The organism is Pseudomonas sp. LPB4.O, assembly GCF_038383825.1.
Classification (GTDB): Bacteria; Pseudomonadota; Gammaproteobacteria; order Pseudomonadales; family Pseudomonadaceae; genus Aquipseudomonas; species Aquipseudomonas putida.
The window spans coordinates 2,588,548-2,610,469 of sequence record NZ_CP151298.1 but is presented as its reverse complement, the minus strand read 5'-3'; the positions used below and the strand labels follow the sequence as shown (position 1 = coordinate 2,610,469).

19 protein-coding genes are annotated in these 21,922 nt (G+C 59.2%); 7 read left to right on the top strand and 12 right to left on the bottom strand.

Translation table 11 applies throughout. The features are described from left to right. Positions 1 to 29: 29 nt before the first annotated feature. Positions 30 to 1,046 carry a helix-turn-helix domain-containing protein gene (locus MRBLPB4O_RS11685; protein ID WP_341798545.1) on the top strand — a complete coding sequence of 339 codons (1,017 nt, stop codon included), beginning with the start codon at positions 30 to 32 and terminating at the stop codon, positions 1,044 to 1,046. Here the strand turns inward: MRBLPB4O_RS11685 and MRBLPB4O_RS11680 are convergent. Then, on the bottom strand, positions 1,011 to 1,787 hold the full coding sequence (locus tag MRBLPB4O_RS11680) for an SDR family oxidoreductase (protein ID WP_341798544.1): 777 nt from the start codon (positions 1,785 to 1,787) through the stop codon (positions 1,011 to 1,013). The two genes, MRBLPB4O_RS11685 and MRBLPB4O_RS11680, sit on opposite strands and share 36 nt — an antisense overlap. Positions 1,788 to 1,974: 187 nt before the next feature. Between MRBLPB4O_RS11680 and MRBLPB4O_RS11675 the strand changes: the two genes are divergently transcribed. After that, a complete protein-coding gene (locus MRBLPB4O_RS11675; RefSeq protein WP_341798543.1) occupies positions 1,975 to 2,298 on the top strand; it encodes a 2Fe-2S iron-sulfur cluster-binding protein in 324 nt (107 codons plus the stop codon). A 10-nt stretch (positions 2,299 to 2,308) separates the two neighbouring features. Here MRBLPB4O_RS11675 and MRBLPB4O_RS11670 read toward each other — a convergent pair whose 3' ends face one another. The 3 genes from MRBLPB4O_RS11670 to MRBLPB4O_RS11660 form a co-directional block, all read right to left on the bottom strand. Next, complete coding sequence (locus MRBLPB4O_RS11670; protein WP_341798542.1) at positions 2,309 to 3,100, bottom strand: CoA ester lyase; 792 nt, start codon at positions 3,098 to 3,100, stop codon at positions 2,309 to 2,311. Positions 3,101 to 3,191: 91 nt separating this feature from the next. Next, a complete protein-coding gene (locus tag MRBLPB4O_RS11665; RefSeq protein ID WP_341798541.1) occupies positions 3,192 to 4,040 on the bottom strand; it encodes a MaoC family dehydratase N-terminal domain-containing protein in 849 nt (282 codons plus the stop codon). Between the two features lie 16 nt (positions 4,041 to 4,056). Beyond that, the gene (locus tag MRBLPB4O_RS11660) at positions 4,057 to 4,947 is read right to left on the bottom strand and encodes an enoyl-CoA hydratase/isomerase family protein (RefSeq protein WP_341798540.1); all 891 of its coding nucleotides are present in this window, start codon (positions 4,945 to 4,947) and stop codon (positions 4,057 to 4,059) included. A 359-nt stretch (positions 4,948 to 5,306) separates the two neighbouring features. Between MRBLPB4O_RS11660 and MRBLPB4O_RS11655 the strand changes: the two genes are divergently transcribed. The 5 genes from MRBLPB4O_RS11655 (at position 5,307) to MRBLPB4O_RS11635 (ending at position 14,306) form a co-directional block, all read left to right on the top strand. Further along, on the top strand, positions 5,307 to 7,037 hold the full coding sequence (locus MRBLPB4O_RS11655) for a DUF1302 family protein (RefSeq protein WP_341798539.1): 1,731 nt from the start codon (positions 5,307 to 5,309) through the stop codon (positions 7,035 to 7,037). A 14-nt stretch (positions 7,038 to 7,051) separates the two neighbouring features. After that, entirely contained in the window at positions 7,052 to 8,422 is a 1,371-nt protein-coding gene (locus MRBLPB4O_RS11650) for a DUF1329 domain-containing protein (protein WP_341798538.1), read from the top strand. A 104-nt stretch (positions 8,423 to 8,526) separates the two neighbouring features. Next, positions 8,527 to 9,579, top strand: a complete 1,053-nt coding sequence (locus MRBLPB4O_RS11645) for a YCF48-related protein (protein WP_341798537.1) — start codon at positions 8,527 to 8,529, stop codon at positions 9,577 to 9,579. 76 nt (positions 9,580 to 9,655) lie between these two features. After that, entirely contained in the window at positions 9,656 to 12,136 is a 2,481-nt protein-coding gene (locus MRBLPB4O_RS11640) for an MMPL family transporter (protein ID WP_341798536.1), read from the top strand. Positions 12,137 to 12,308: 172 nt separating this feature from the next. After that, on the top strand, positions 12,309 to 14,306 hold the full coding sequence (locus tag MRBLPB4O_RS11635; RefSeq protein WP_341798535.1) for a methyl-accepting chemotaxis protein: 1,998 nt from the start codon (positions 12,309 to 12,311) through the stop codon (positions 14,304 to 14,306). A 55-nt stretch (positions 14,307 to 14,361) separates the two neighbouring features. Here MRBLPB4O_RS11635 and MRBLPB4O_RS11630 read toward each other — a convergent pair whose 3' ends face one another. The 8 genes from MRBLPB4O_RS11630 to MRBLPB4O_RS11595 all read right to left on the bottom strand — a co-directional run bounded on the left by MRBLPB4O_RS11630 (position 14,362) and on the right by MRBLPB4O_RS11595 (position 21,914). Next, positions 14,362 to 14,787 (bottom strand): carboxymuconolactone decarboxylase family protein, encoded by a 426-nt coding sequence (locus tag MRBLPB4O_RS11630; protein WP_341798534.1) that lies wholly within the window; start codon positions 14,785 to 14,787, stop codon positions 14,362 to 14,364. Between the two features lie 58 nt (positions 14,788 to 14,845). Continuing rightward, positions 14,846 to 16,135 (bottom strand): MFS transporter, encoded by a 1,290-nt coding sequence (locus MRBLPB4O_RS11625; protein ID WP_341798533.1) that lies wholly within the window; start codon positions 16,133 to 16,135, stop codon positions 14,846 to 14,848. Positions 16,136 to 16,195: 60 nt separating this feature from the next. Continuing rightward, a complete protein-coding gene (locus tag MRBLPB4O_RS11620) occupies positions 16,196 to 17,368 on the bottom strand; it encodes an NADH:flavin oxidoreductase (RefSeq protein ID WP_341798532.1) in 1,173 nt (390 codons plus the stop codon). A gap of 28 nt (positions 17,369 to 17,396) precedes the next feature. After that, positions 17,397 to 17,957: a nuclear transport factor 2 family protein gene (locus tag MRBLPB4O_RS11615; protein ID WP_341798531.1), complete on the bottom strand. Its 561-nt coding sequence runs from the start codon at positions 17,955 to 17,957 to the stop codon at positions 17,397 to 17,399. Between the two features lie 67 nt (positions 17,958 to 18,024). Beyond that, a complete protein-coding gene (locus MRBLPB4O_RS11610; RefSeq protein ID WP_341798530.1) occupies positions 18,025 to 18,810 on the bottom strand; it encodes an SDR family oxidoreductase in 786 nt (261 codons plus the stop codon). Further along, the gene (locus tag MRBLPB4O_RS11605) at positions 18,807 to 19,424 is read right to left on the bottom strand and encodes an SDR family oxidoreductase (protein ID WP_341798529.1); all 618 of its coding nucleotides are present in this window, start codon (positions 19,422 to 19,424) and stop codon (positions 18,807 to 18,809) included. The genes MRBLPB4O_RS11610 and MRBLPB4O_RS11605 overlap by 4 nt, the downstream gene beginning before the upstream one ends. A gap of 143 nt (positions 19,425 to 19,567) precedes the next feature. Next, entirely contained in the window at positions 19,568 to 20,689 is a 1,122-nt protein-coding gene (locus MRBLPB4O_RS11600; protein WP_341798528.1) for an acyl-CoA dehydrogenase family protein, read from the bottom strand. A gap of 10 nt (positions 20,690 to 20,699) precedes the next feature. Further along, the gene (locus MRBLPB4O_RS11595) at positions 20,700 to 21,914 is read right to left on the bottom strand and encodes an acyl-CoA dehydrogenase family protein (protein WP_341798527.1); all 1,215 of its coding nucleotides are present in this window, start codon (positions 21,912 to 21,914) and stop codon (positions 20,700 to 20,702) included. Between the last annotated feature and the right edge of the window lie 8 nt (positions 21,915 to 21,922).

The window sequence follows — 21,922 nt, the reverse complement described above, 5'->3', positions numbered from 1 at the left end:
AGCAGCTCTCCTGATCCAAGGACCACTCCATGTCGGGCTTTGCAGTAGTAGGCATCACAGGCGCATACCTTTCCAGCCTGGGCGTATTTCTCGATGCGTTCGAGCTCATCGGCCGACAAGTCGTGGAGCTTTATCGCACGCGCCAACCCATTACCATGCAGACCCGGGTGCATTTGCTCACAACCGATGGCCGCGCCGCAAAATTAGCCGGAGGCCGCACCCTGCCCTCCGACGGCGGACTGGACGCCGGCTTGCAATTCGATCTGATTCACTTGCCCGCTGTCATCCTGGACGAGCAGCTGTCTCTCCCTGATTGGCTTGCCAAACACACTACCCTGTGTGAATGGTTGATCCGCCAGCACGCCGGCGGCGCGCTGATTTCAGCGAGCGGCTCAGCAGTGTTCATTTTGGCTGAAGCAGGGCTCCTAAGCGGCGGTACGGCAACAATAGGACGTACTCTTCTGCCACTTTTCCGACGTCGTTACCCCAATATTCGCGTCGAGCATCGCAGCGCCGTGGTCGAGCATGGCCGGGTGATCACTGGTAGTGGGCTGGCGGCGGACATGCAGTTGATCACCCGACTGATCGAGCATGTTACAACGCCAGAACTGGCCCGTTGGTTGAGCGATGTGACCAGTTTGCATCAGTCGGCTGAAGACCATCTCGCTGACGACGCCCTCACCGCGAACGCCCAGTTGTGGTTGGAAGAAAGATTCGCCCAGGACGTACGCATTTCTGAGCTGGCCAAGGCCATGGCAGTCAGCCAACAGACAGTGTTGCGGCATTTTCAGCGGCATCTTGGCAGCACGCCACAAGAGTACGTTCGACAACTGCGAATCAAATCAGCACAGGGCTTGCTATTGCGTACCAGTCGCTCGATCGCGCAGATCGCCACCCTCTGCGGATACAGCGATGTGCAGACCTTCCGCAAGGTGTTCAAGGAGCATGCCGGTACCAGTCCGAGTCAGTACCGAGTACTCCACAAGAACGACGCGCGCCTTCAGGCGCCCTCAGCTAACCAGGAACCCACCGTCTACGGCCAATAGTTGGCCAGTGATGTAACGTGATGCAGGGCTGGCCAAGAACAAGGCTGCATTGGCAATATCCTGCACATCACCCATCCCTCCCAGTGGGATGCGCCCTTCCCCCATTATTGGCCCCTTGAGTTCAATGGCCGCCGATGCTGTGCGCGCCCCAGGCGTGGGGATCCCGCCTGGGAGCACGGCATTCACCCGGATTCCATCGGGGCCGAATTCGAGCGCCGTGGTGCGCGTCAGGCTATTTACCCCGGCCTTTGTGGCGTTGTAGGTGCCATTGTGATGCACCACAGCCTGCATGGACGAGACCGAAGAAATATTCACGATCGAGCCGCCTTTTCCCGCCTTCATATGGCGGATCGCTTCGCGCAGGCACAGGAATGTCCCACGCAGATTGACGGCCTGCAGGCTATCCCAGAATGCCGTATCGACCTCCAGAAATGGTTTTTTGGGAAAGATCGCCGCATTATTGACCAGCACGTCCAGGCCGCCGTGTTGCCCGATCACCTGCTCAAAGAGCGCGATCACCTCATGTTCATTTGAGACGTCGACGGCCACTGCATGCGCCTGCCCGCCCGCTTCGGTGATAGCGTCTGCGGTCAGTTGCGCTGCAGCTGCGTCCAGATCTGCCACGATCACACGTGCGCCAGCGAGGGCAAAGGTTTCGGCGATGCCGCGGCCGATGCCTGCACCGCCTCCCGTTACTACGGCAATACGATCATCGAGACGGAAAGCATTATTCTGCGTCATTGAAAATTCCTGCACAGTGGGTAGTAATGAGGGCAGGCCGCGATCGCGCCGGTTTGACAGCGGCCTGCGTCGTCGTTCAGTATTTCTAACGACGTTCCAAATAACATATCTGTGTCACACACATTTCACAACGGTGTCGGTGCCATGGATTGACCGGCCCCAGCCAAGAGGCGGCGAGAGAACAAGAATGCCTACGATCATCTTTATTCAGCACGATGGCAGCGAACAGCACGTTGAAGCCGAGGTCGGCCAGTCCCTGATGCAAGTTGCCTTGAACAATCGGGTACCCGGAATTCTCGGCGATTGCGGCGGCAACTGCAGTTGTGCAACCTGCCATGGTTATATCGACAAAGCAGACTGGGCTGCACAAATCCCTGAAGCTCAGGGGTATGAGCGCGACATGCTCAGCTGTGCCTCGGAAGTCACCGAGAACAGCCGCCTCACTTGCCAGGTCATTGTCAGCCCCGCTCTGGATGGTCTGGTCGTGCGGCTGCCAGCATCACAGTACTGAGCGAGCGTTTTCAGCCCTCTCCCACGACTGCCAGCAGACTGCGTGCCCTGACAAGCACCGGCAGGTCGACCATGGCGCCATCGACTGAAACTGCCGCACCCGCTGATCGGCTGCTGGCTTGCACTACGCGACGTGCCCAGGCCAGCTCCTCACTCGAGGGCGTAAATGCCAGGTTCACTATGGGCACTTGGCGCGGGTGGATGCAGAGCTTGCCAGCAAAGCCCAGTGCTCGACTGCGCTTGGCCTCGGCAGCAATCACCTGGCTGTCATCGAGTATGACCGACACGCCGTCAATCGGCGCTTGCAGGCCAGCCACACGGGATGCAAGGACGATCTGCGAGCGTGAATACAGCAGGGCTTCGTCTGTGTGCGCACACCCGACGTCAGCCTGAAAATCAATCGAGCCGAACGCTAGCCGTTCTACGTTCACCCCCCTGGCAACGTCCATCACCTGCCAAACACCCAGCGCGCTTTCAATCAGCGGCACGATGGGGGCGGTGGTAACCGCGGCCAATGCGCGCAAAGGCTCGATAGATTCCGCCTTGGGTAGCATGACGGCCTTCACGGGCAGGCGGCGGATCAACTCCAGGTCTTCGGCAAACGCATCTGAGCCTGGGCTATTGATGCGGACCATGACCTGCGCGCCCTCCTCGACCGCCCTTGCAATGTGCTCCCGCGCAGCCCCTTTGTTACCTGGGGCCACCGCATCCTCAAGGTCAAGAATGACCCTGTCGGCACCGGCCGCCAGGGCTTTGGCAAACCGCTCTGGGCGGTCTCCAGGTACGAAAAGACAAGAACGCATATTCACCTCGTGCCCATTAACGTCATGACGATGACCAGCGCCCACAGCAGCACCCAAATCAGGTCGGTGCACAGCGGTTTGCGCCGCTGCATCAGTCGAGTTCTGCTCGGGCGTCCATGCACAGGAAGCCCTGCTCATCTTCCGCCCACAAATGCACCCTGTTAGCCTCAACGCGAGCGCATAGGCGCAGCGGCCGCTGGTCGAACGCGGGGCGCATTGCGCGGAAGGAAAATGCGGTGACGTGTGCCAGCGGTAACTGTTCGCGCAGCAGGTTCATGAGTAGCGTGGCGATCAATGGGCCATGCACTACCAGCCCGGGGTAGCCTTCTTCTTCAGTGGCATACGGGCGGTCGTAATGGATGCGGTGGCCATTGAAGGTCAAGGCCGAATAACGGAACAGCAGAACCGGGTCCGGCACGATCTCTTTTATCCACTGTGCACCTGTCGGTGCGGACTGAGGCGTTGGGGGCGGATCATCCGGGCCAGGTGCATCGCGATAGACGATATCTTGCTCTTCGCGCACGCGAACTTCGCCATCCACTGACAGCTCGTGCAACAGCTTGACGAACACCAGTTCTCCGCTGCGGCCAGCTTTGTGCGTTACGTCAGTGATCGTGGTAATACGCTCTACCTCAGAGCCTACCGGCAACGGGCCACTGAAACTGAGCCGCCCCCCTGCCCACATTCGCCTCGGCAGGCTAACCGGGGGCAGGAAACCACCCCGCTGTGGATGGCCGTCGGCGCCAACATTCGATTGCCGCGCCAAGGGCAGGAAATAGAGCCAATGCCACAGCGGCGGCACTTGAGCATCGCTACCATAGGCGTGCTCTTCATGATCCAGTACGGCTGCGAGTGCGCCAAGAGGAACCGACGTCAACAGGTCGCGCTGGGTTTGCTGGCGACCGATCCATTGAGTAAGTAGCTTTTCATCGATAGGCACGCTAGCCAATCCTCTGTTATTGGGCCTTGTGGTCTGCCAGGACGCCTGTTTCAGGCGCCCCGGCAAGAAATCGATCACGGCCATGCAGCAGCGCTTCACTGGACATGAGTTGGTCGTACAAGCGTCGAGCGCAAGCGAGCCCCGTATCAAAGTCTGGGCTATCGACGGCCGCCTGCACGGCTTGCAGTAACGCGTGTGAGGCGGCATCAGTCCTGCCTTGCAATAACTGCCTCGCCTCTATCAGATCCTGCTGCAGGTCATTGCCTGGGATGGGCAGGGAACGCACCAGCCTTCTTTTCAGATCGGCGTAGCACAATGGCGAAGCCGCCATCTCGGCTGCCCAGGCACAGGCGTTCGAGACCCCTTGCCCCGAATCGACAACGCGATCAAACAATGCTGTCTGATAAAACGCAGATACCTTTTCTCGCTGCCCTTGGATCATCAACCGCACAGCGGGGACAAGCCCCAAAAGGCGCGGCAGGCGTTGTGTGGCCGACAATGGCAGCGTACCCAGAGTGACTTCTGGCAGCCCGATCCATGCATCTGTTTCGGCAACGCGGTAATGGCTCGCCAGTACGGTCTCCAGGCCGCCGCCCAAGGCAAAACCTTGCACAACCGCGATTACAGGCTTGCGCGAGCGTTCAATGGCTATGTGGATGTGGCTCGAAAGCCCGGGTAGCGCACCGGCCTCAGCCGTACCAAATTCCCGAATATCGCCCCCTGCACTAAAACCTCGCCCGCTACCGGTGATGACCACCGCCTTCACTTGCCGATCCGCGCCGGTCCATTGCAGCGCATCGTGTAGCTCACGGCGCATACCCAGGTTGAACGCGTTGACTGGCGGCCCGTCCAGTGTCAGGAGTGCGACCGGACCCAGGCATTCTCTATGCACCTTGGACTGTGGCATAACGCAACCCCCACGTATTCACGATTACGAACGACGTTCAGCATATTACCTTTCTTTGAAACATGGCAAGCGCACAGAGCGCCTCCGTTGAGGTGCCTCACTCCAATTGAAACGACCGTATGAAATTAGCACGCACAATCACTCGGGAGGACTTGCACTGCTCCCGGGTTGCTCATATAAATGGTGTGCGTGTATGTGAACATGATTCAAGAAAAGCCGTTTGCGTGCCGACAAGGATGCAGCCGCGGGACCGGAAGTCAGAGCGCTTGTCATGAGCCAGCTGCCTCATGGGTTAAAAGCAGAGCTCCTGGTATTGCACAGATTTACGAGCGCAGCTCCTCTACGCCACTGCGCTTCGAATGAAAACAAAAACAACAATTCAGAGGGCACTTCAGATGGACAAAAGGAAAATGCTAGTTACTCGCCCCCTCACCGCAGCGCCGATGATGCTTGCTGGGCTTTGCCTGGCCATGGGGGCCAGCGATGAAGCGTTCGCCTTGCGCATCGATAGCGGCAACCCCGACCTCAATATGAGCCTGGACACGACGGTGCGCTACAACCAAGGCTGGCGCGTCGATGGTCGCGATAATAATCTGGCAAACAACCCAAGCTTTGACGAGGGTAATCGCCTGGCCGACAAAGGGGATGTGTTTCTGTCGCGCCTCGATCTGTTCAGCGAATTCGACCTCAACTGGCAGGACAAGTACGGTCTGCGGGTGAGCGGCGCGGCCTGGTACGACCACAATTTCCCGGACAAGAGCGAAAGCGCCCCAGGCCTCGAAGGCGTGGCCAACTACCGCAACAACCGCTACTCGAGTGTTGTCGATCGCTACTACGCTGGTCCATCGGCTGAGTTTCGTGACTACTTCGTGTGGGGCAACTTCAATATCGGGTCTACCGAGCTCAATGCCAAGGTGGGCAGCTTCGCCTGGTTACCAGGCGAGTTCCTGTTTGGCAACGGCAGCAGTGTGTCTTACTCCATGTCACCAAACGATGGGCTGCTGAGCGACCTTAGCCCAGGCGCTTCGGCCAAGGAAACGTCACTGCCCATTGGCCAGTTTGCAACCACCTGGCAACTGGTTCCGGAACTCTCTCTGATGTTCCAGTACACCTACGATTTCGAGCCATCGCGGGTATCGGAAGGCGGCACTTACTATGCCGTGTCCGATGGTGCTTTGCTTGGGCCGGATTTCCTGGCGCCAGGTGTAGCGCGTCGCGATGCGAAAGAAGGCGACAATGGTGATATCGCGGTCGGCCTGCGCTGGTCACCGAGCTGGGGCATGGATAGCAGCTTCGGCCTGTGGTATCGGAAATTCGACGACAAGTATGCCAGCTGGGCCAACCAAGTCATCGTGAGCTCCCCTACCGCGCCCTATGCCCGGGCTGTGTACGCCAAGGATATCGAGTTGTACGGTCTGACCTGGAACGGCGTTTATAAGTCCGTCAGTATCGGTGCCGAAGTCAACTACCGGACCAATATGCCACTCAACACTACCGGGCAGACCTTTGTCGCAATCGGCCAGCCGGAACCTTCGAACCTGGACGGCGCTCGCGGTGATACCGTGCATGCCTTGCTCAGCGGCGTGTTCACCATCAACAAAAACGCATTCTTCGACAGCGGCGCAGTCGCTGCTCAGTTTGACTACATGCATCTGGTCAAAGTGACCGATAACAAGTCATTCTTCAACGCCAGCGACAGCGAGGGTGGGTCGGTTGCAGGGCGCTGCGAAGATAACGAGCTGCTGCGTGGCTGTTCGACGCGCAATGCTGCGGCTGCAAGTGTTTCGTTCACACCGGTTTGGCAACAGGTAATGCCTAGCCTGGATGTATCTTTCCCAATTTTCGCCACCTACGGCTTGTACGGTAACCCGGCTGCCCAGAACGCAGGTATCCCACCGGAGGATTCCTATCTGGTCAAGCTGGGCCCGCGCCTGGAGTATTTCGCTGGCTCCATGAAGCACCAGTTTGATCTTGCCTATACCGCACGTCATGGCCGTACCGGCAATATTGGAGGCGCCAACGCATACTCCGGGTTGGGCTTCCTGCATGACCGTGACACGCTGATCCTTACTTACCAGACCGCATTCTGATCGGGAGTTCCAGCATGAAAATAACGACCCCAACGCTGGCTTTAGCCATCCTTTCAGCCAGTGCCGCTCATGCAGCCGTTTCGCCCCAGGAAGCCGCCGAGCTGGGTAAGTCGCTCACCCCGTGGGGGGCCGAGATCGCAGGCAACAAGGACGGCACCATTCCTGCCTACACTGGCGGCCTTCCCACTACAAGCAAACCAGCAGGTTTTCAGCCTGATAGCGGGCATTGGGTCAATCCATTCGCCAATGAAAAACCGCTGTACGTGATCACCGCGAAAAACGTCGATCAGTACGCCGACAAGCTGTCCGAAAGCACCAAAGCGCTGATCAAGCGCTTCCCGGATACCTACAAAGTGCCGGTCTACCCGACGCACCGGACCGCGAACTACCCAGACTGGATCAATCAGAACAGTATTGCCAATGCCACCCGCTGTAAGACCATCGAGGACGGCTTGGCCGTCGAGGGCTGCTTTGGTGGTGTTCCATTCCCCATCCCCAAAACAGGTCATGAGGTCGTCTGGAATGCTCAACTGCAATATAAAGGTGAATCCAACATTACCAAGGGTGAGGGTTGGTACGTCGATTCCAAGGGCAGCCGCGTACTGACAGGGGGCATCAACAACCGGGGCGACGCGCAGTACTACAACAAGGAGCTGGATGTCGACAAGTTCGCGTCTATCGGCACCTATCTGACCCAGCTGAACATCTACACGGCCCCCTCTCGAAACGTGGGTGAGGGCAACTTGCAGCGCTTCTACCTCAACCCGGTAGCGACGCCAAACCCAACGTGGGCTTACTCCCCAGGCCAACGTCGGGTGCGGCGCTCGCCGGACGCCGAGTATGACTTCCCGGTCTCCACATCGGGCGGCGCCATGCTCTACGACGAAATCTACGGCTTCTCGGGCAAGCAAGACCGGTACGATTTCAAGTATGTGGGCAAGAAAGAGATGATCATTCCCTATAACAACTACGACTGGGCGTCGACCTCGCCCGATGACCTTCTCCAGCCGAATCACCCAAACCCTGAGGCCACCCGCTGGGAACTGCACCGGGTACACGTGGTCGAGTTGACCCTGAAACCAGGCATGCGGCACGTCCAGCCCAAGCGTACCCTCTACTACGATGAGGACATCCTCGGCGCTGGCATGACGGATGCGTGGGATGCTTCAGGCAAATTGGCCAAGGGCGTCTACATGCCGGCTTATCAAATGTACGACAAACAGATCCCGCACACGTCGTCCACCTGGTTGTTCGACTTCGCCACTGGGGTTTACTACCACTCCAGCATCACCGGCGGGGCTCGCGGCGGCATCTTCCCGCAAGCCAAGATGCAACCTGTCCAGTTCTTCACGCCTGAATCGCTGGCCCGTCAATCGCAGCGTTGATGGATACGACAGCAGCAGGCTCGCCTGCTGCTGTCGTTCCGCTTTCATAGCGATGACCGGTGTTCCACGTTGCACCGGTGTTCTACAAGACTGGGAGAAGAATAATGAAAGCACTACTCAAGGTGCTGGCGTTGAGCGGAGGAATGTGTGCCTGCATAGCCCCCGCCCTAGCCTTCACCGACCCGCTCGATCAGCCCGCGATGATGTCAGACAGAGCTGTTCGCTCGGCGCTCTACGGGCTCGCGGGTAATGGTGGCAAGCAGTTGGTAGCAGTAGGCCCACGGGGCCATGTACTGCGCTCAATGGATGCCGGCGAGCACTTTACCCAAAGCAAAGTACCTCTAAGCAGCGACTTGACTGCGGTCTATTTTCCCACCGTTTCGCAGGGCTGGGCGGTGGGTCATGACGGCGTCGTCTTGCACAGCGAAGACGGCGGAAAAAGCTGGACACACCAATTGGATGGGCGGCAGATCGGCGAGCTCTCGACTCAATATTACGCGAGGGTGACTGGCAGCAGTGAAGCCCTGGATCGGGCAAAAGAGAACGCACAGACACTGCAGCAGAGCGGGCCCGTACGGCCACTGATGGATGTGTACTTCGATGACGAGAAAAACGGTTGGGCTATAGGCGCGTACAACCTGATCCTGCACACCGACGATGGCGGCAAACACTGGCAGCCATGGATGGACCGTACTGAGAACCCCGATGAATACTCGCTGCATGCCATCAAAAAGGTAGGCGACCACGTCTACATCGTTGGTGAATTGGGGCTACTCATGCGACTGGATCGGGACCAGCAGCGTTTCGTCAAGCTTGAGAGCCCTTACCCTGGCTCGTTCTTTGGCCTGACAGGCCGAGAGGGCTTGCTGGTGGTCTTCGGCCTACGCGGCAATGCATTCATCAGCCGTGACGACGGGAACTCCTGGATCAAATTGGATACCGGTAGCAGTGACGCGATCAACGCGGGCACTCAGCTGGCTGATGGCAGGTTCGTGCTGGCCACCGCCGGTGGAACCTTGTTGGTCAGCAGTGCAGACGGCAGTCGCATTGCCAGCAAATTATCGGCTGGTCGCATGCCTGTCTATGGGGTGACCCCTGCCAGTTCCGGACTCGTGGCAATCGGCCCTGATGGGGTACGGCTCGTCGCGCAACCCTGAACAACAATGAGTCGTGCGTCCTCTGGACAGCGCGAGCACCTGCTTCCCCATCGGAGAAACCGCGATGGCTATAAAGATGGACCAGGCCACGGACAAATATCCCGTGATCACGCATCGTCGAGATTTCGATGAGAAGACCGGTAACCGCGTCGAGCGACTTATTTTCAATTACCGCGCGGTGATCATACTGATCATTGCATTGGTATCTTTGATTCTGGGCTGGCAAGCAACACGCCTGGTCGTGAACGCCAATTTCGACCGGATGATCCCCACCTCACACCCCTACATTCAAAACTTCATCGACAACCGCAACGAACTGAGTGGTTTGGGCAACAGCCTGCGTATCGTGGTCGAAAATACCGACGGCGATATCTTCGACCCGGCCTATCTCCAGACCTTGCGGGAGGTCAACGATGAGGTGTTCCTGACGCCCGGCCTTGATCGGCCTTGGATGAAATCGCTATGGACCCCGATCCTGCGTTGGAACCAGGTAACCGAAGATGGCATGCGCGGCGGCCCGGTCATGCCCGACCATTTCGATGGCTCTGCGGAAAAGCTCGCTGAGTTACGCGAGAACCTGAATCGCTCTGGGGCTCCAGGACGGATAGTGGCGAATGATTACAAGTCTTCGATGATCACCGTGCCAGTACTGGACCGCTACGCCGACACTGGGTTGCCCATTGACTACAAAGCGTTGTCTCAAGCCCTTGAAGAGAACGTGCGCAGCAAGGAACGTGACGGTATCAAAATTCACATCGTTGGCTTCTCGAAGCTGGTGGGTGATCTGATCCAGGGCTTGGACAAAGTCCTGATGTTTTTCGGCATCTCTGCATTGATCGCCACCGTGTTCGTATATGGCTACACGCGTTGTCTGCGCAGTACCCTTATGCTGGTCGCCGTTTCAATATTGGGCGTGGTCTGGCTGTTGGGGCTCATGCATCTGACAGGTTACGAACTGGATCCTTATACGATCCTGGTGCCCTTCCTCATTTTTGCCATCGGGTTGTCCCACGGTGCGCAGAAAATGAACGGCATCATGCAGGACATCGGGCGTGGGACTCACAAGTATGTAGCGGCGCGCTACACCTTCCGACGTTTGTTCATGGCGGGACTCACAGCTCTGTTGGCCAACGTTGTTGGTTTCGCGGTGCTGATGATTGTCGATATCCCGGTGATCAGGGATCTCGCGCTGACCACCAGCATCGGCGTCTCGGTACTGATTTTCACCAAGCTGATACTGATCCCTATCCTTCTTTCCTACACGGGTGTGGGCCAGCACGCTGCCGAGCGCTCGTTGCGCGAGCAGAGCGGCGATCACAGCCAACCCACCCGGATCTGGGCCTTCTTTGCAGCCTTTACCCAACGTAAGTGGGCATGGTGCGCGGTAATCGTCGCTGCCCTGCTTAGCACCGCCGCATTGTTCGTTCGCCACGACCTGCAAATCGGCGACCTCAGTGCTGGCGCCCCCGAACTTTGGCCAGAATCGCGTTACAACCGGGATGTCGCGTTCGTCACGGCGAACTACGGGTTGTCCAACGACCAGTTTGCGATCCTGGTGAAGACCCAACCTAACGTCTGTGACCATTTCAGCAACTTGCTCGAAGCAGATCGGCTGGGCTGGGAACTGAGCCATGTCCCGGGTGTGCAAGCCACTGAGTCCTTTGCCACGCTCACCAAGCGTGGCGTCGCGGGCACCTATGAAGGCTACTTCAAATGGAACAGCATCATCCGCGAGCCGCGGTCGCTGGGCTACGCGGCCTCGCAAGTGCTGGTCAACAATCCGGACGTGCTCAACCCTAAATGCTCGGTGTTCCCGGTCATGGCGTATCTGAGCGATCACAAGGCAAGTACCCTCAGCCGCGTGCTGGAACGCGCCGAAGCATTTGCCAAAGAGCACAACAGCGCCGAAGTGCAATTCCTGCCAGCTGCCGGGAGTGCGGGAATCGAGGCGGTGACCAACATTGTGGTGAAAGAGTCATTCTACAAAATGCATGGGCTGCTCTATGTGGGTGTGATCCTGCTGTGCCTTATCACGTTCCGCAGCTGGCGTGCCGTATTGGTCGCATTGATTCCTTTGCTGATCACCACGGTACTGTGCGAAGCACTCATGGTCTGGCTTGGTATTGGGGTCAAGGTAGCGACCCTTCCGGTGATCGCACTGGGGGTTGGCGTTGGGGTCGACTATGCGCTGTACCTGTTGTCGGTGCAGCTGCTGTTGCAGCGCCGTGGTGTCACCTTGTTCCAGGCTTACACCGCTTCCTTGCAGTTCACTGGGCGGGTCGTCGCGTTGGTCGGCATGACCATGGCCGCGGGCGTGATCACCTGGGCATGGTCACCGATCAAGTTCCAGGCGGACATGGGCATTCTCCTGGCGTTCATGTTCCTCTGGAACATGCTGGGCGCTCTGATTCTGATTCCGGCACTTTCGTACTTCCTGCTGCAAAGCCGTGAACAGCGTCAACAGGCACAGGCGGCCAGCCTGGAGGCGCCAGAAATGCGCTCAGAAGCGGCAGCCGAGCCAAGTCACAAAAAGGCCGCAACGGCCAGAACTGCTTAGGTATCCGCGTTACAGCAGCCTGCCCGCCCGGGCAGGCTGCTCCAATCAAGACCTCTCTCGACACCCCCTGGCCGCACTCACCTGCAACCGGTCCTGCACCCGTGCGACCGCACGTTGGATGTGCCCGCCCCTTACAACAAGAACCGATACCCAAACGGGAAAGGAAGCCGACATGCAATTCTTGCTGACCCCAGCGATCGTGTTAATGAACCGTTTGAGCTTCACCCTGAAGTCCAGCTTGATCTGCGCACTGCTGCTGCTGCCATTGCTGGCAGCCGAGTATTACCTGACCCGCGATATCTACGGGCAAATCACTACAACCCGTGTTGAACTGGATAGCCTGGGCACACTACGCACGGCATTGGATGTCAGTCGGGATCTTCAAACACTCGTCGATCTGTCTGAGTTGCTGCTGGTACATGGCACTACAGGCCGCGCCGCCGAGGCGATCAGGCAGGTTGAGGCCCTTGAAGCTGAGGCCCTACAACGTCTGGACGGCATACCCTGGGGCGAGGAAAGTGTTCTTGGCGAAAAGCGCGACGCACTCGTCGCAGGCCTGCGCGCTGCCAATCAAGAGGCACGCTGGTCAACCAAACTGGAAATCCGCCGCAAGCAATTGGCACATGCGTTGAACTTGAACAAGGCAATTGTTTCCGAAGCCGGTCTCTCACAAGATCGAAGCCGTGTGAACCGGCAATTGGTCGACCTGGTGACCAGCAGTACGCCGCGGGTCGTCGCAGCGCTGGGCACGACCCGTGGGCTCGGAGCCTTGGTTATGCTCGACCAGCAACTCGGATCAGCCAACGCCATACGGCTGGAACAAAACCTTATGACCCTGGGCGGCCTGGAAGACGAGTACCGCCAGACGCTTGCGGATCTGCACGATCCAGCGCTGGACCAACCAGGCGCGCAAAGCTTGCAAACGCTGGCTCAACAGCAGCGCCTGCTGGCCAATGAATTGCTGGTAGGCGATGAGCTCAAGGGTACGTGGCAGACTTTTTTCGTCCAGGTCAGTGAGGAGATGGCTAAAACCTACCAGCTGAACAGCGCAGTGATCGATCGAATTGGCGAAAACCTGCAACGCCGGGTCGACCGCCAGGTCGCCAATTTGCTGACCTTCGTAGCCCTGCAGGTGTTACTGCTATTGACCATCGCCTACCTGTTCGGGGGCTACTACCTATCCATTCGTTCATCACTGCGAGGGTTGGGTAAGCTGCTCGAGCAGGTCGCCAATGGCGATATGACGGCCGCCTACGTACCGCCAAGCCGGGACGAGCTGGGTGAGCTCGGCCGCACGCTTGCTCGCGCCCTTGCCCGCATACGAGAGCTGATCGTTGGTGTCAGCGCCACCGCCGCACAGGTGGCACACAGCACCGCGCAGGTCGAAGTGCACTCTATTCAAGGCTTTCAGGCCATTTCGAATCAGCGTGACCAGATCGGCGTGCTGGCAACGGCCATGAGCCAGATGTCGTCGACCGCAGATTCAGTGGCGGGGAATGCAGCACTGGCCGTGGACAGCGCCCGGCAGGTCAATCAGCAGACCATCACCGGCCAGGCCCTGGTGGGCACGCAGGTAGGCGCGATCGCAGACCTTGGCGGGGAAATGGAAAGGTCGGTCACGGCCATCAACCAGCTTGCCCAAAACAGCCATGAGATAGGTCGCATCGTCGATGTCATCAACGGCATCGCACAACAGACCAACTTGCTCGCCTTGAATGCCGCCATCGAAGCGGCAAGAGCCGGCGAGCAAGGCAGGGGCTTTGCCGTGGTGGCCGACGAGGTTCGTACCCTGGCCAAGCGTACCCAGCAGTCCACTCGCGAAATCGAGGACATGATCGAAGCACTTGGGCAAGGGGTCAGCATCGCTGTCAGCACCATGAGCGCCAGCCATGAGAAGGCGAACCTGTGCAGGACTCAGTCGCAACGGGTGGAAAGCGCCTTTGGCAACATCCTGGCCTGCGCTGGCCGCATCCTTGAACAAAGCCTGCAAATCGCCGCTGCAGCCCAGCAGCAGCATGCGGTTGCCATGGAGATGGATTGCACTATCGTGGAAATCAACCGTGCCGGGGAGTGCACAGCCGCCGGTGCTGGTCACTCCGAGGAGGCGTCCCGACAACTGTCGATGTTGGTTTCACAGCTAAAGGTTGCCGTAGGCCGTTTCAGCGTGTAGGACGCTGAACACTGAAGGGGCGATCATGGCCGTGGCCGCCCCTTCTCATTGCGGGTTACAACAGTCCTGTCTCAGCAGCGGTTTGAGCCCCGCCGTCCATGCCACGCTCGCGCAGCACCTCAACCGCTACGGCCAACGCGCTGGAAACCGCCGGAAACCCAACATAGGGGACGGTTTGAATGATCACTTCTTGAATGTCATCGGCTGTCAGGCCGTTGGTGATGCCGAAGCGCAAATGATTGCGCAACTCCTCGGTCTGACGCAGAGCGATCAACGTGCTGATCACGACAACGCTACGCGTCTTCAGATCCAGCCCGGGGCGTGACCATACGGCGCCGAATGCGTGTTCCACGGCCATGCGTCCGACGTCAGCGGCGAAACGCCCTGAGTTGACGTTGGCCTCCATTGTTTTGGCAAATTCCGGGCCCATCATGCGGACCATCAGGTCGTAACCGGCTTTCCAGTTTTCATTGTCAGACATTGTCAAAGCTCCTGGTCGAATGCGAAGGCCGGCAGAAGATGCCGGCCTGGTTTGGCTGTCATTTCGAGGGCGCCACGCTCGCGTCAGGTGAGCCCCGTGCAGCGATCGCGGCTGCGGATACCTGTTCACCCGTCGGGTACCGCCCCATACCGAGGTAACTGAGCGCCGCCAACACGAAACAGCCGGCTGCCACCATCAATGCCACGTTATAGTTGCCGAAGTAATCGTACGAAAGCCCAATCAGGGAGCCTTGCACAGCGATCATCACGGCGATGCAGAAAACACTGATGCCGTAAATCGAGGCGTAGGAGCGCATGCCGAAATATCGCGCGATCATGAACGCCACGACGTCGATCTCGGCTCCCTGGCCCAGGCCGAGCAACACCAACGCGATAACCGCCATCCAGGGCTCGAGCGATTCCGGTAGCAACAACAGGCAGCCTATCGCGGGGCCCAGGGTGAATAGGCAAGCCACCAGCGGTGCCCAGATCCGGTCGACCAGCGTCCCGGTCACAAAGGCGCCGATGAGCGCCGATACGCCGACCACCCCGATCAGTGCAGCGGCGCTAGCGGCCTCCAGCCCCTTCCCTACCAGTAACGGCTGGAACTGCGAGAGCAAGGCAACGATCGGGGCATAGTTCAATGCCGAGGCCAGGCACACCAGGATCACTTTGTGGTTCTTCAAAAGCCCCCATAGTGAAACCTCAGCTTTGCTACCCACAGGGGTGCAAGTGGGAGCTACGCTCGCGCCTCTTATCCATAACCAGGCCGTAGGTAAAGCGGTCAGCAAAATCAGTCCACCGAGGGCGACGAAGCCTGTGCGCCAGCCATAGGTGGCGATAATGGCGAACACCGCCGGTGGTAACAAAGCGCCCGATAACGCCAGACCTGATCGAGTGATGGCCAGCGCCAGTCCCCGTGAGCGCTCGAAAGCGCCGGTGACCACCCGGGTGAAGGTCAAACCCGTGGTCGCTGCACCGCATACGCTGAGCAGCCCGTACAACAAGTAATAGAGCGGTAGCGGTCCGTGCATCAAAGCCAGTGAAAAATAGGCGCAGGCGGTCAGTATTACCCCCGCAAGCAACACCGGACGCACACCGACACGGTCCACCAGCCTGCCAAGCACCGGAGCGATAAGTGCGGCTGCGAGACTGGCGTTGTGCGCCAGTGCGATGTCTCCCCTGCTCCAGCCAAACGCTGCCTGCAGCGGCGCAACGAACAGGCTGGACACCGAAGGCCACACCGAAAGGCACACACCCGTGCCTAGCAATGCCGCCAGCCCTAAGCGCCAGTGCTCGCGCCATTCACGCATGGCTATACGCCATTGATCGTTGTCTTGGGCAGTCATGCTGCACCCTCTTGTTATTGGAATGAGGCGATGCACGTCAGGTGATCGCAGCGGGATGTGTCAGTTAAGTGCCGACAGCGCTTCATTGGAAAACGCATCGAAATCAAGGCCCAGGCGTGCCTTGCGTGCCCAGTGTGGGTCCTGCAGCAATGAGCGACCAACACCCACCAGGTCGAACTCACCGCGATCAAATCGCTTCATCAACGCAGGCAAGTTGTCACTGGCCTGCGCCCCGCCTTTCTTGTTGCTGTCATACATACCGTTGTTCAGGCCAACCCCACCCACTGTCATGGACAAGCAACCGGTCAGCTTCTTAGCCCAGCCGGCGAGGTTCAAAAGGCCATCTTCACCGCCTTGATCGGGGAATTCTGCGCGGTCGAAGAAGCGCACACTGGCGTCGAAGACGCTAACGCCCGCCTCGGCGATCGGTGTCAGCATCTGTTCCAATTCTGAGGGGTTGTAGGCCAGCTTGGCCTTGAAATCCTGCTGCTTCCACTGCGAGAACCGAAACACGATCGGCATTTCCGGGCCCACAGCGCTGCGTATGGCACGCACCACCTCAGCGGCAAAGCGGCTGCGTTCGCGATGGTTGCCACCCCAGCTATCGCGCCGCTGGTTGGTGATCGACCAGAAGAAGTTATCGATCAGGTAGCCATGACCGCCATGTATGGCGATACCATCGAAACCGCAGTCACGGGCGTGGGCAGCACTGCGTGCGTAGGCCTGGATGACGTCGGCGATATCCCGTTCAGTCATGGGCTCGGTAGGCACCAGTTGGCTCTGTACATAGCTATCCGGGGATGAGGTCAGCCCTCCCTGCGGTCCCCAAATGCCCGATGGCCGCATGGAAGCGACCTCTGGGTGTGGGCCTGTGCCCTGACGGCGCATGACCCCCTGGTGCCAGAGTTGCGGGAAGACCACACCACCGACCTCATGGACCTGTTGTACCACTCGGCGCCAGGCGGCTAGCGCGCTTTCACCGTACAAGTGAGGCAAATCCGATTCGCCGATCCCGGCCTCGCCCAAAGCTGCGGGGTGATCGATCCCGACGGCCTCGGTGATGATCAACCCGGTCTCACCTTCAGCACGTCGCCGGTAATATCCGGCTACCCTCTCGCCAGGTACACCCCCAGGGCTGAAGTTACGGGTCATCGGCGACATGACGATGCGATTTTTCAGCTGAAGCGAGCCGATGCGCAGGGGGTCGAACAGTGGAGCCAGTAGCGAGTCCATGGAGTAACACCTCAAATAGCGTGACAGATCATCGGCGAGGGGCGTTGCTGCCAGAGCCGGACCAGAAACCTTCCCAGGTTGGAAAACTCGAGGGCAGGCGCGGTTGGTGGCGCTCGGTCGTGTATTTGCCCGGCCAGTTCTGCCACTGGGGATTGCCAGGGCGTTGCAACCAGTCGGTGGAGTACCAGTGGCGCTCATCGCGTCGAACGAAAAACCATTGCCCATCCCGGCGCTGGTAGTGGTCGAAATAACAGATGGCCATGACCACCCAGTGCTCTCCGTCCTCATGCTCCGCCCGGCAATACACGGTGCCAGTGGCATGGTCCGCATCCTGAAAATCAATGGTCTGCCCGCAGATCTGGTGAACGCAGCGATGGAACGCCTTGAGAATCGGCTCGGAGCCGTAGAACGCCGCGAGCGCCTCACGCCCCTTGCCCCAGCGGCCGCAATCGACATCGTCCACGAACAGGCCAACCAGGCCGTCAAGATCGCGGGAGTCTACGGCCAAGGCATAGCGTGCAGGTAACTGGCCTATGGCTAGGTGCGCTTCCACCCGTTCCAGACGTTGCAGCAATAGGTCCTGACTCATGCCGACCATGCAGCACCGGTCACGATGGCAACTTTGCCTGTCAGTCGATTCATCTTCGTTCTCCGTTTCAAACCGCGGTATAAAGCCCGCCATCGACCTGGATGATCTGGCCCGTGATGTACCCCATGCCTTCGCCACACAGCCCAACCACCGCCCTGCCGATATCGTCACGTTCATGGCCCATGCGACCGAGGGGAAAGTTGGCGATGTACGCATCGCGCAGTGTTGGGTTGCTGTCGAAGAACGCTGCCGATGCCGCCGTAAGCGCTGAAGGCGAGATAGCATTGACTGTGATGCCCTGCGGCCCCCACTCGCGTGCCAGGGCCTTGGTCAAGCCACGAATACCCCCCTTGATCGCTGCGTAGGCAGGGTTCAGGGCGGCGCCGTGGAGGCCGAATGTCGAACACAGCAGAATCATGCGGCCGGCGCCGCTGGCGCTTAACGCTTCATGGGCCGATAGTGCGCAATGGTGTGCCCCCACAAGGTCAACAGCGACCTGGGCGTCCCAGTCCTCGTCTACAAAGTCCTGCAGTTGTTTAGGATGACCAGAGGCGCCGTGGGTGGCGTTATGGACGAGGATATCCAGCCCTCCGAAATGCTCCAGGGCGGCCTTGACCGCAGATTGCATGTCTGACAGAGACGTGACGTCTGCTTCAATTGCCAGCGCTTCCCCGCCCTCGGCCTGCACCAGCCGGACGGTCTCCTCGCCAGTAGCACTGCGTCGCGCCGCTACCACTACCCGCGCACCCGCGGCGGCCAGCTCCAGAGCGATACCCCTCCCGATACCTCCGCCCGCTCCGGTGACCAGGGCAGTTTGCCCCGCGAGGCTGTTGCTCGGCATTGTCTTTTTCATGGGACCATCCATACGCCACCGTCCACGGGGATCGATGCACCGGTCACGGCACGAGCGCCGACCAGCATCGCGATTGTTTGCACGACCCCCGTCTCGATCCCCGGGACGAACCCGAGCGCAGGCGGTGGTGGGCCCATTTCCGGACTCAGCGGCAGGGCCGCGCCCACCAGTTGCCCCGCGAATACAGTGGGATCGAGCCCAAGCCAATTGAGCCGGATACCTTGCCCTCCCCACTGACGCGCTGCCGACTTCATCATTGCGCGCTGCGCCTCGCTCAAAGCAGACAGGGCAGCAAACCCGCCTGCCCCCGTGAGTGAAAAGTTAGGGCCAACCAGCACGACACTCGCCGAGCCAGGGGTCAGTGCTCGCCACACTGCTTGCAAGCAATGGCGGCTGGTGCGCAGCGGAGCCAACAAGGCCGAACTCCACTGTTCCGGCGAAAGCGCCACCACGGGCTGGGCATCGCGGCTCTGCGCATTGCCCACAGCCAGGACAACCGCGTCGATGCCCCCCAATGCCAGCTTGGCCCGAGCGACTGCGGCTTCGACAGCCGCAAGGTCAGTGAAGTCCTGGTCGGCGTCGAGTACCTGGCAGGCCGCTCCTTGATCACGCATGGCATCCGCCAGGCCGCGTAAACTGGGGCATCCGGGTATCGCAATCAGAACCCTGGTGGCGTTCAGCAACGGCGTGTTCTGTCCTGCCTTACTCATGGCTAGCCCGTCTCATTCAAGTGAAAGGGTGGGTGACTACACGACTGTCAGTACCCCTTGGCAAAGCGCGCCAAATGGTGATCAGTGTCACCGAAGCGCTTTTCCAGCAGCGTCATGAAACGGAAATAGTGGCCAACCGGATACTCCTCGGTCATGCCGATACCACCATGCAGTTGCACGCCTTGGGCGCAAACAAACCGCCCAGCCTTGCCAGTCGCGGCCTTCGCCGCCGAGACTGCTCGGCGGCGTTCATTGGCGGGCTTGTCGAGGTATGCCATGCCGCGGAACAGGATGGACCGTGCGTGTTGCGCTTCTACGAACATTTCAGCCATACGATGCTGCAAGGCCTGGAACTTGCCGATAGGCTGGCCGAACTGGTTACGGGTCTTGATGTACTCGGCCGTCATGTCCATGACCCCGTGCATCACGCCAAGGCTCTGCGCGACCACGGCCAACGCCGAACGGTCGTAGGCTTCCTCAAGGATCGGCTGGCTGCGCGAAGGTTCGATGAGCAAGGCCGCCGCAGCCAGCTCAACCCGGTTGAACCGAACATCGGCGGCCCGCGTACCATCTACCAGCGCATATTCGATGACCTCAACGCCGGGGGACTTGCGGTCAACGATGAATACGGCCGGGTGCTGATAGTCATCCAGGCGTGCAGTGACCAGGAGCTTGTCGGCAGAGGGCGCATCGAAGACCAGTGTCTTCAAGCCATCAAGCTGATAACCATCGCCGGCACGACGCGCTACGGTATCGTCGACGCACCCCAACGTGAAGCGCGACCCCGACTCGCTGTCTGCAAACGCAAGCAACATCCGCCCTTCGACCAGGGCTGGCAGCAAGTCCTTGCGGTGGTAGTCGCTACCCGAGCGGTCAACGATGCGCGCGCACAACATCACGCTGCTGATGAAAGGCTCCAGCACCATGCCCCGGCCAAACGATTCGAGTACTACTGCAGCCTCGACGAATGAGCAGTCCAGCCCGCCAACATCCTCTGGCAGTGTCAATGCAAGCCAGCCAAGTTCTGCAAAAGTTTGCCAATGTTCACGGCTGAAGCCTTCACCAGCAGTCGCCTGGTGCCGCCGCTGCTCAAAACCGTAATCCTCGCGGATATAACGCTCTACACCATCGCGCAGCATCAACTGCTCTTCGGAAAGATTGAAATCCATGTGAAAACCCTCAGAGTCCGAAAGCCAGTTTGGCGATGATGTTCTTCTGCACTTCACGTGCCCCGCCGTAAATGGTCGCGGCGCGCTGGAAGAAGTACATGTTGGTACGTCCCAGCATGTGGCCCGGCCAGACTTCATCTGCAGCCTCAGGTACGTCCTGTTCCAGCATGTCGTGCGTGAAGAAGCGCAGAGCGCGAGGCCCCATGGCATCGACCTGCAGCTCTGTTACGCGCTGCTGCAGTTCTGAACCTCGTACTTTCAATGTCGAGACAACAGCATCGAGGTTATCGCGCAGCTCTTCCTTGGCGAGAATGCGCAGTACCGACCATTCGAGCGCCAGAATGTCGCATTCGATTTCCGCCACCTTGCGGGCGAACGCCGGGGTATCGAGCAGCGGTATACCGTCAATCATTTCCGATCTAGCGATGGCCTTGGCCTTTTCCAACTCCCGCTTGTTGAAGTAGATGAATGCGCTGGAAGTCCGCTCCTTCTCGAGAAGGTATTTCGCATAGGTCCACCCCATGCCTGGCTCACCGACCAACTGCTCCTTCGGCACCCGGACGTTTTCCAGAAAAACCTCCGTCAGACCATGCCCACCGTCGATGGAAATGATCGGGCGCACGGTAATACCAGGTGTTTTCATGTCGATGAGCAGAAACGAAATGCCCCGCTGCGGCTTGACGGTCGAATCAGTACGAACCAGGAAGAAGCCCCAGTCGGCAATCGTCGCATCGCTGGTCCAGATTTTCTGGCCATTGACCACGTAGTGCGTCCCGCTTTCGTCAAGTTCGGCACGGGTTTTCAGGCTGGCCAAATCCGAGCCTGCGTTCGGTTCGGAGAAGCCTTGGCACCAGAACACCTCGCCTGCCAGCAGAGGAGGCAGGAAGGTTTGCTGCTGCCACGCGTTGCCGAACGCAATCACCACGGGGGCCATCATGTGGGTGCCTTGCCAGCCGTAGTCCAGGCCATTGGCGTTGAGCATCTCCTCAAGGAAAATGTGCTTGCGAATGGGTGACCAATCGGTACCACCATGGGCCTCTGGCCAGTGCGGCGCGCCCCAGCCCCTTGCGTGAAGGGTTTTCTGCCATTGGCGCAGAACATCGCGGGGCGGAGGGTGTGCCCCCACGTAGCCGAAGTGTGCTACTTCGGGGCTTACGCTTTCTTGAAAAAACTGCCGGACTTCCTGACGGAAGCGCTCATCCTCGGGGCTGAATTCGAAATTCATACTGCAGT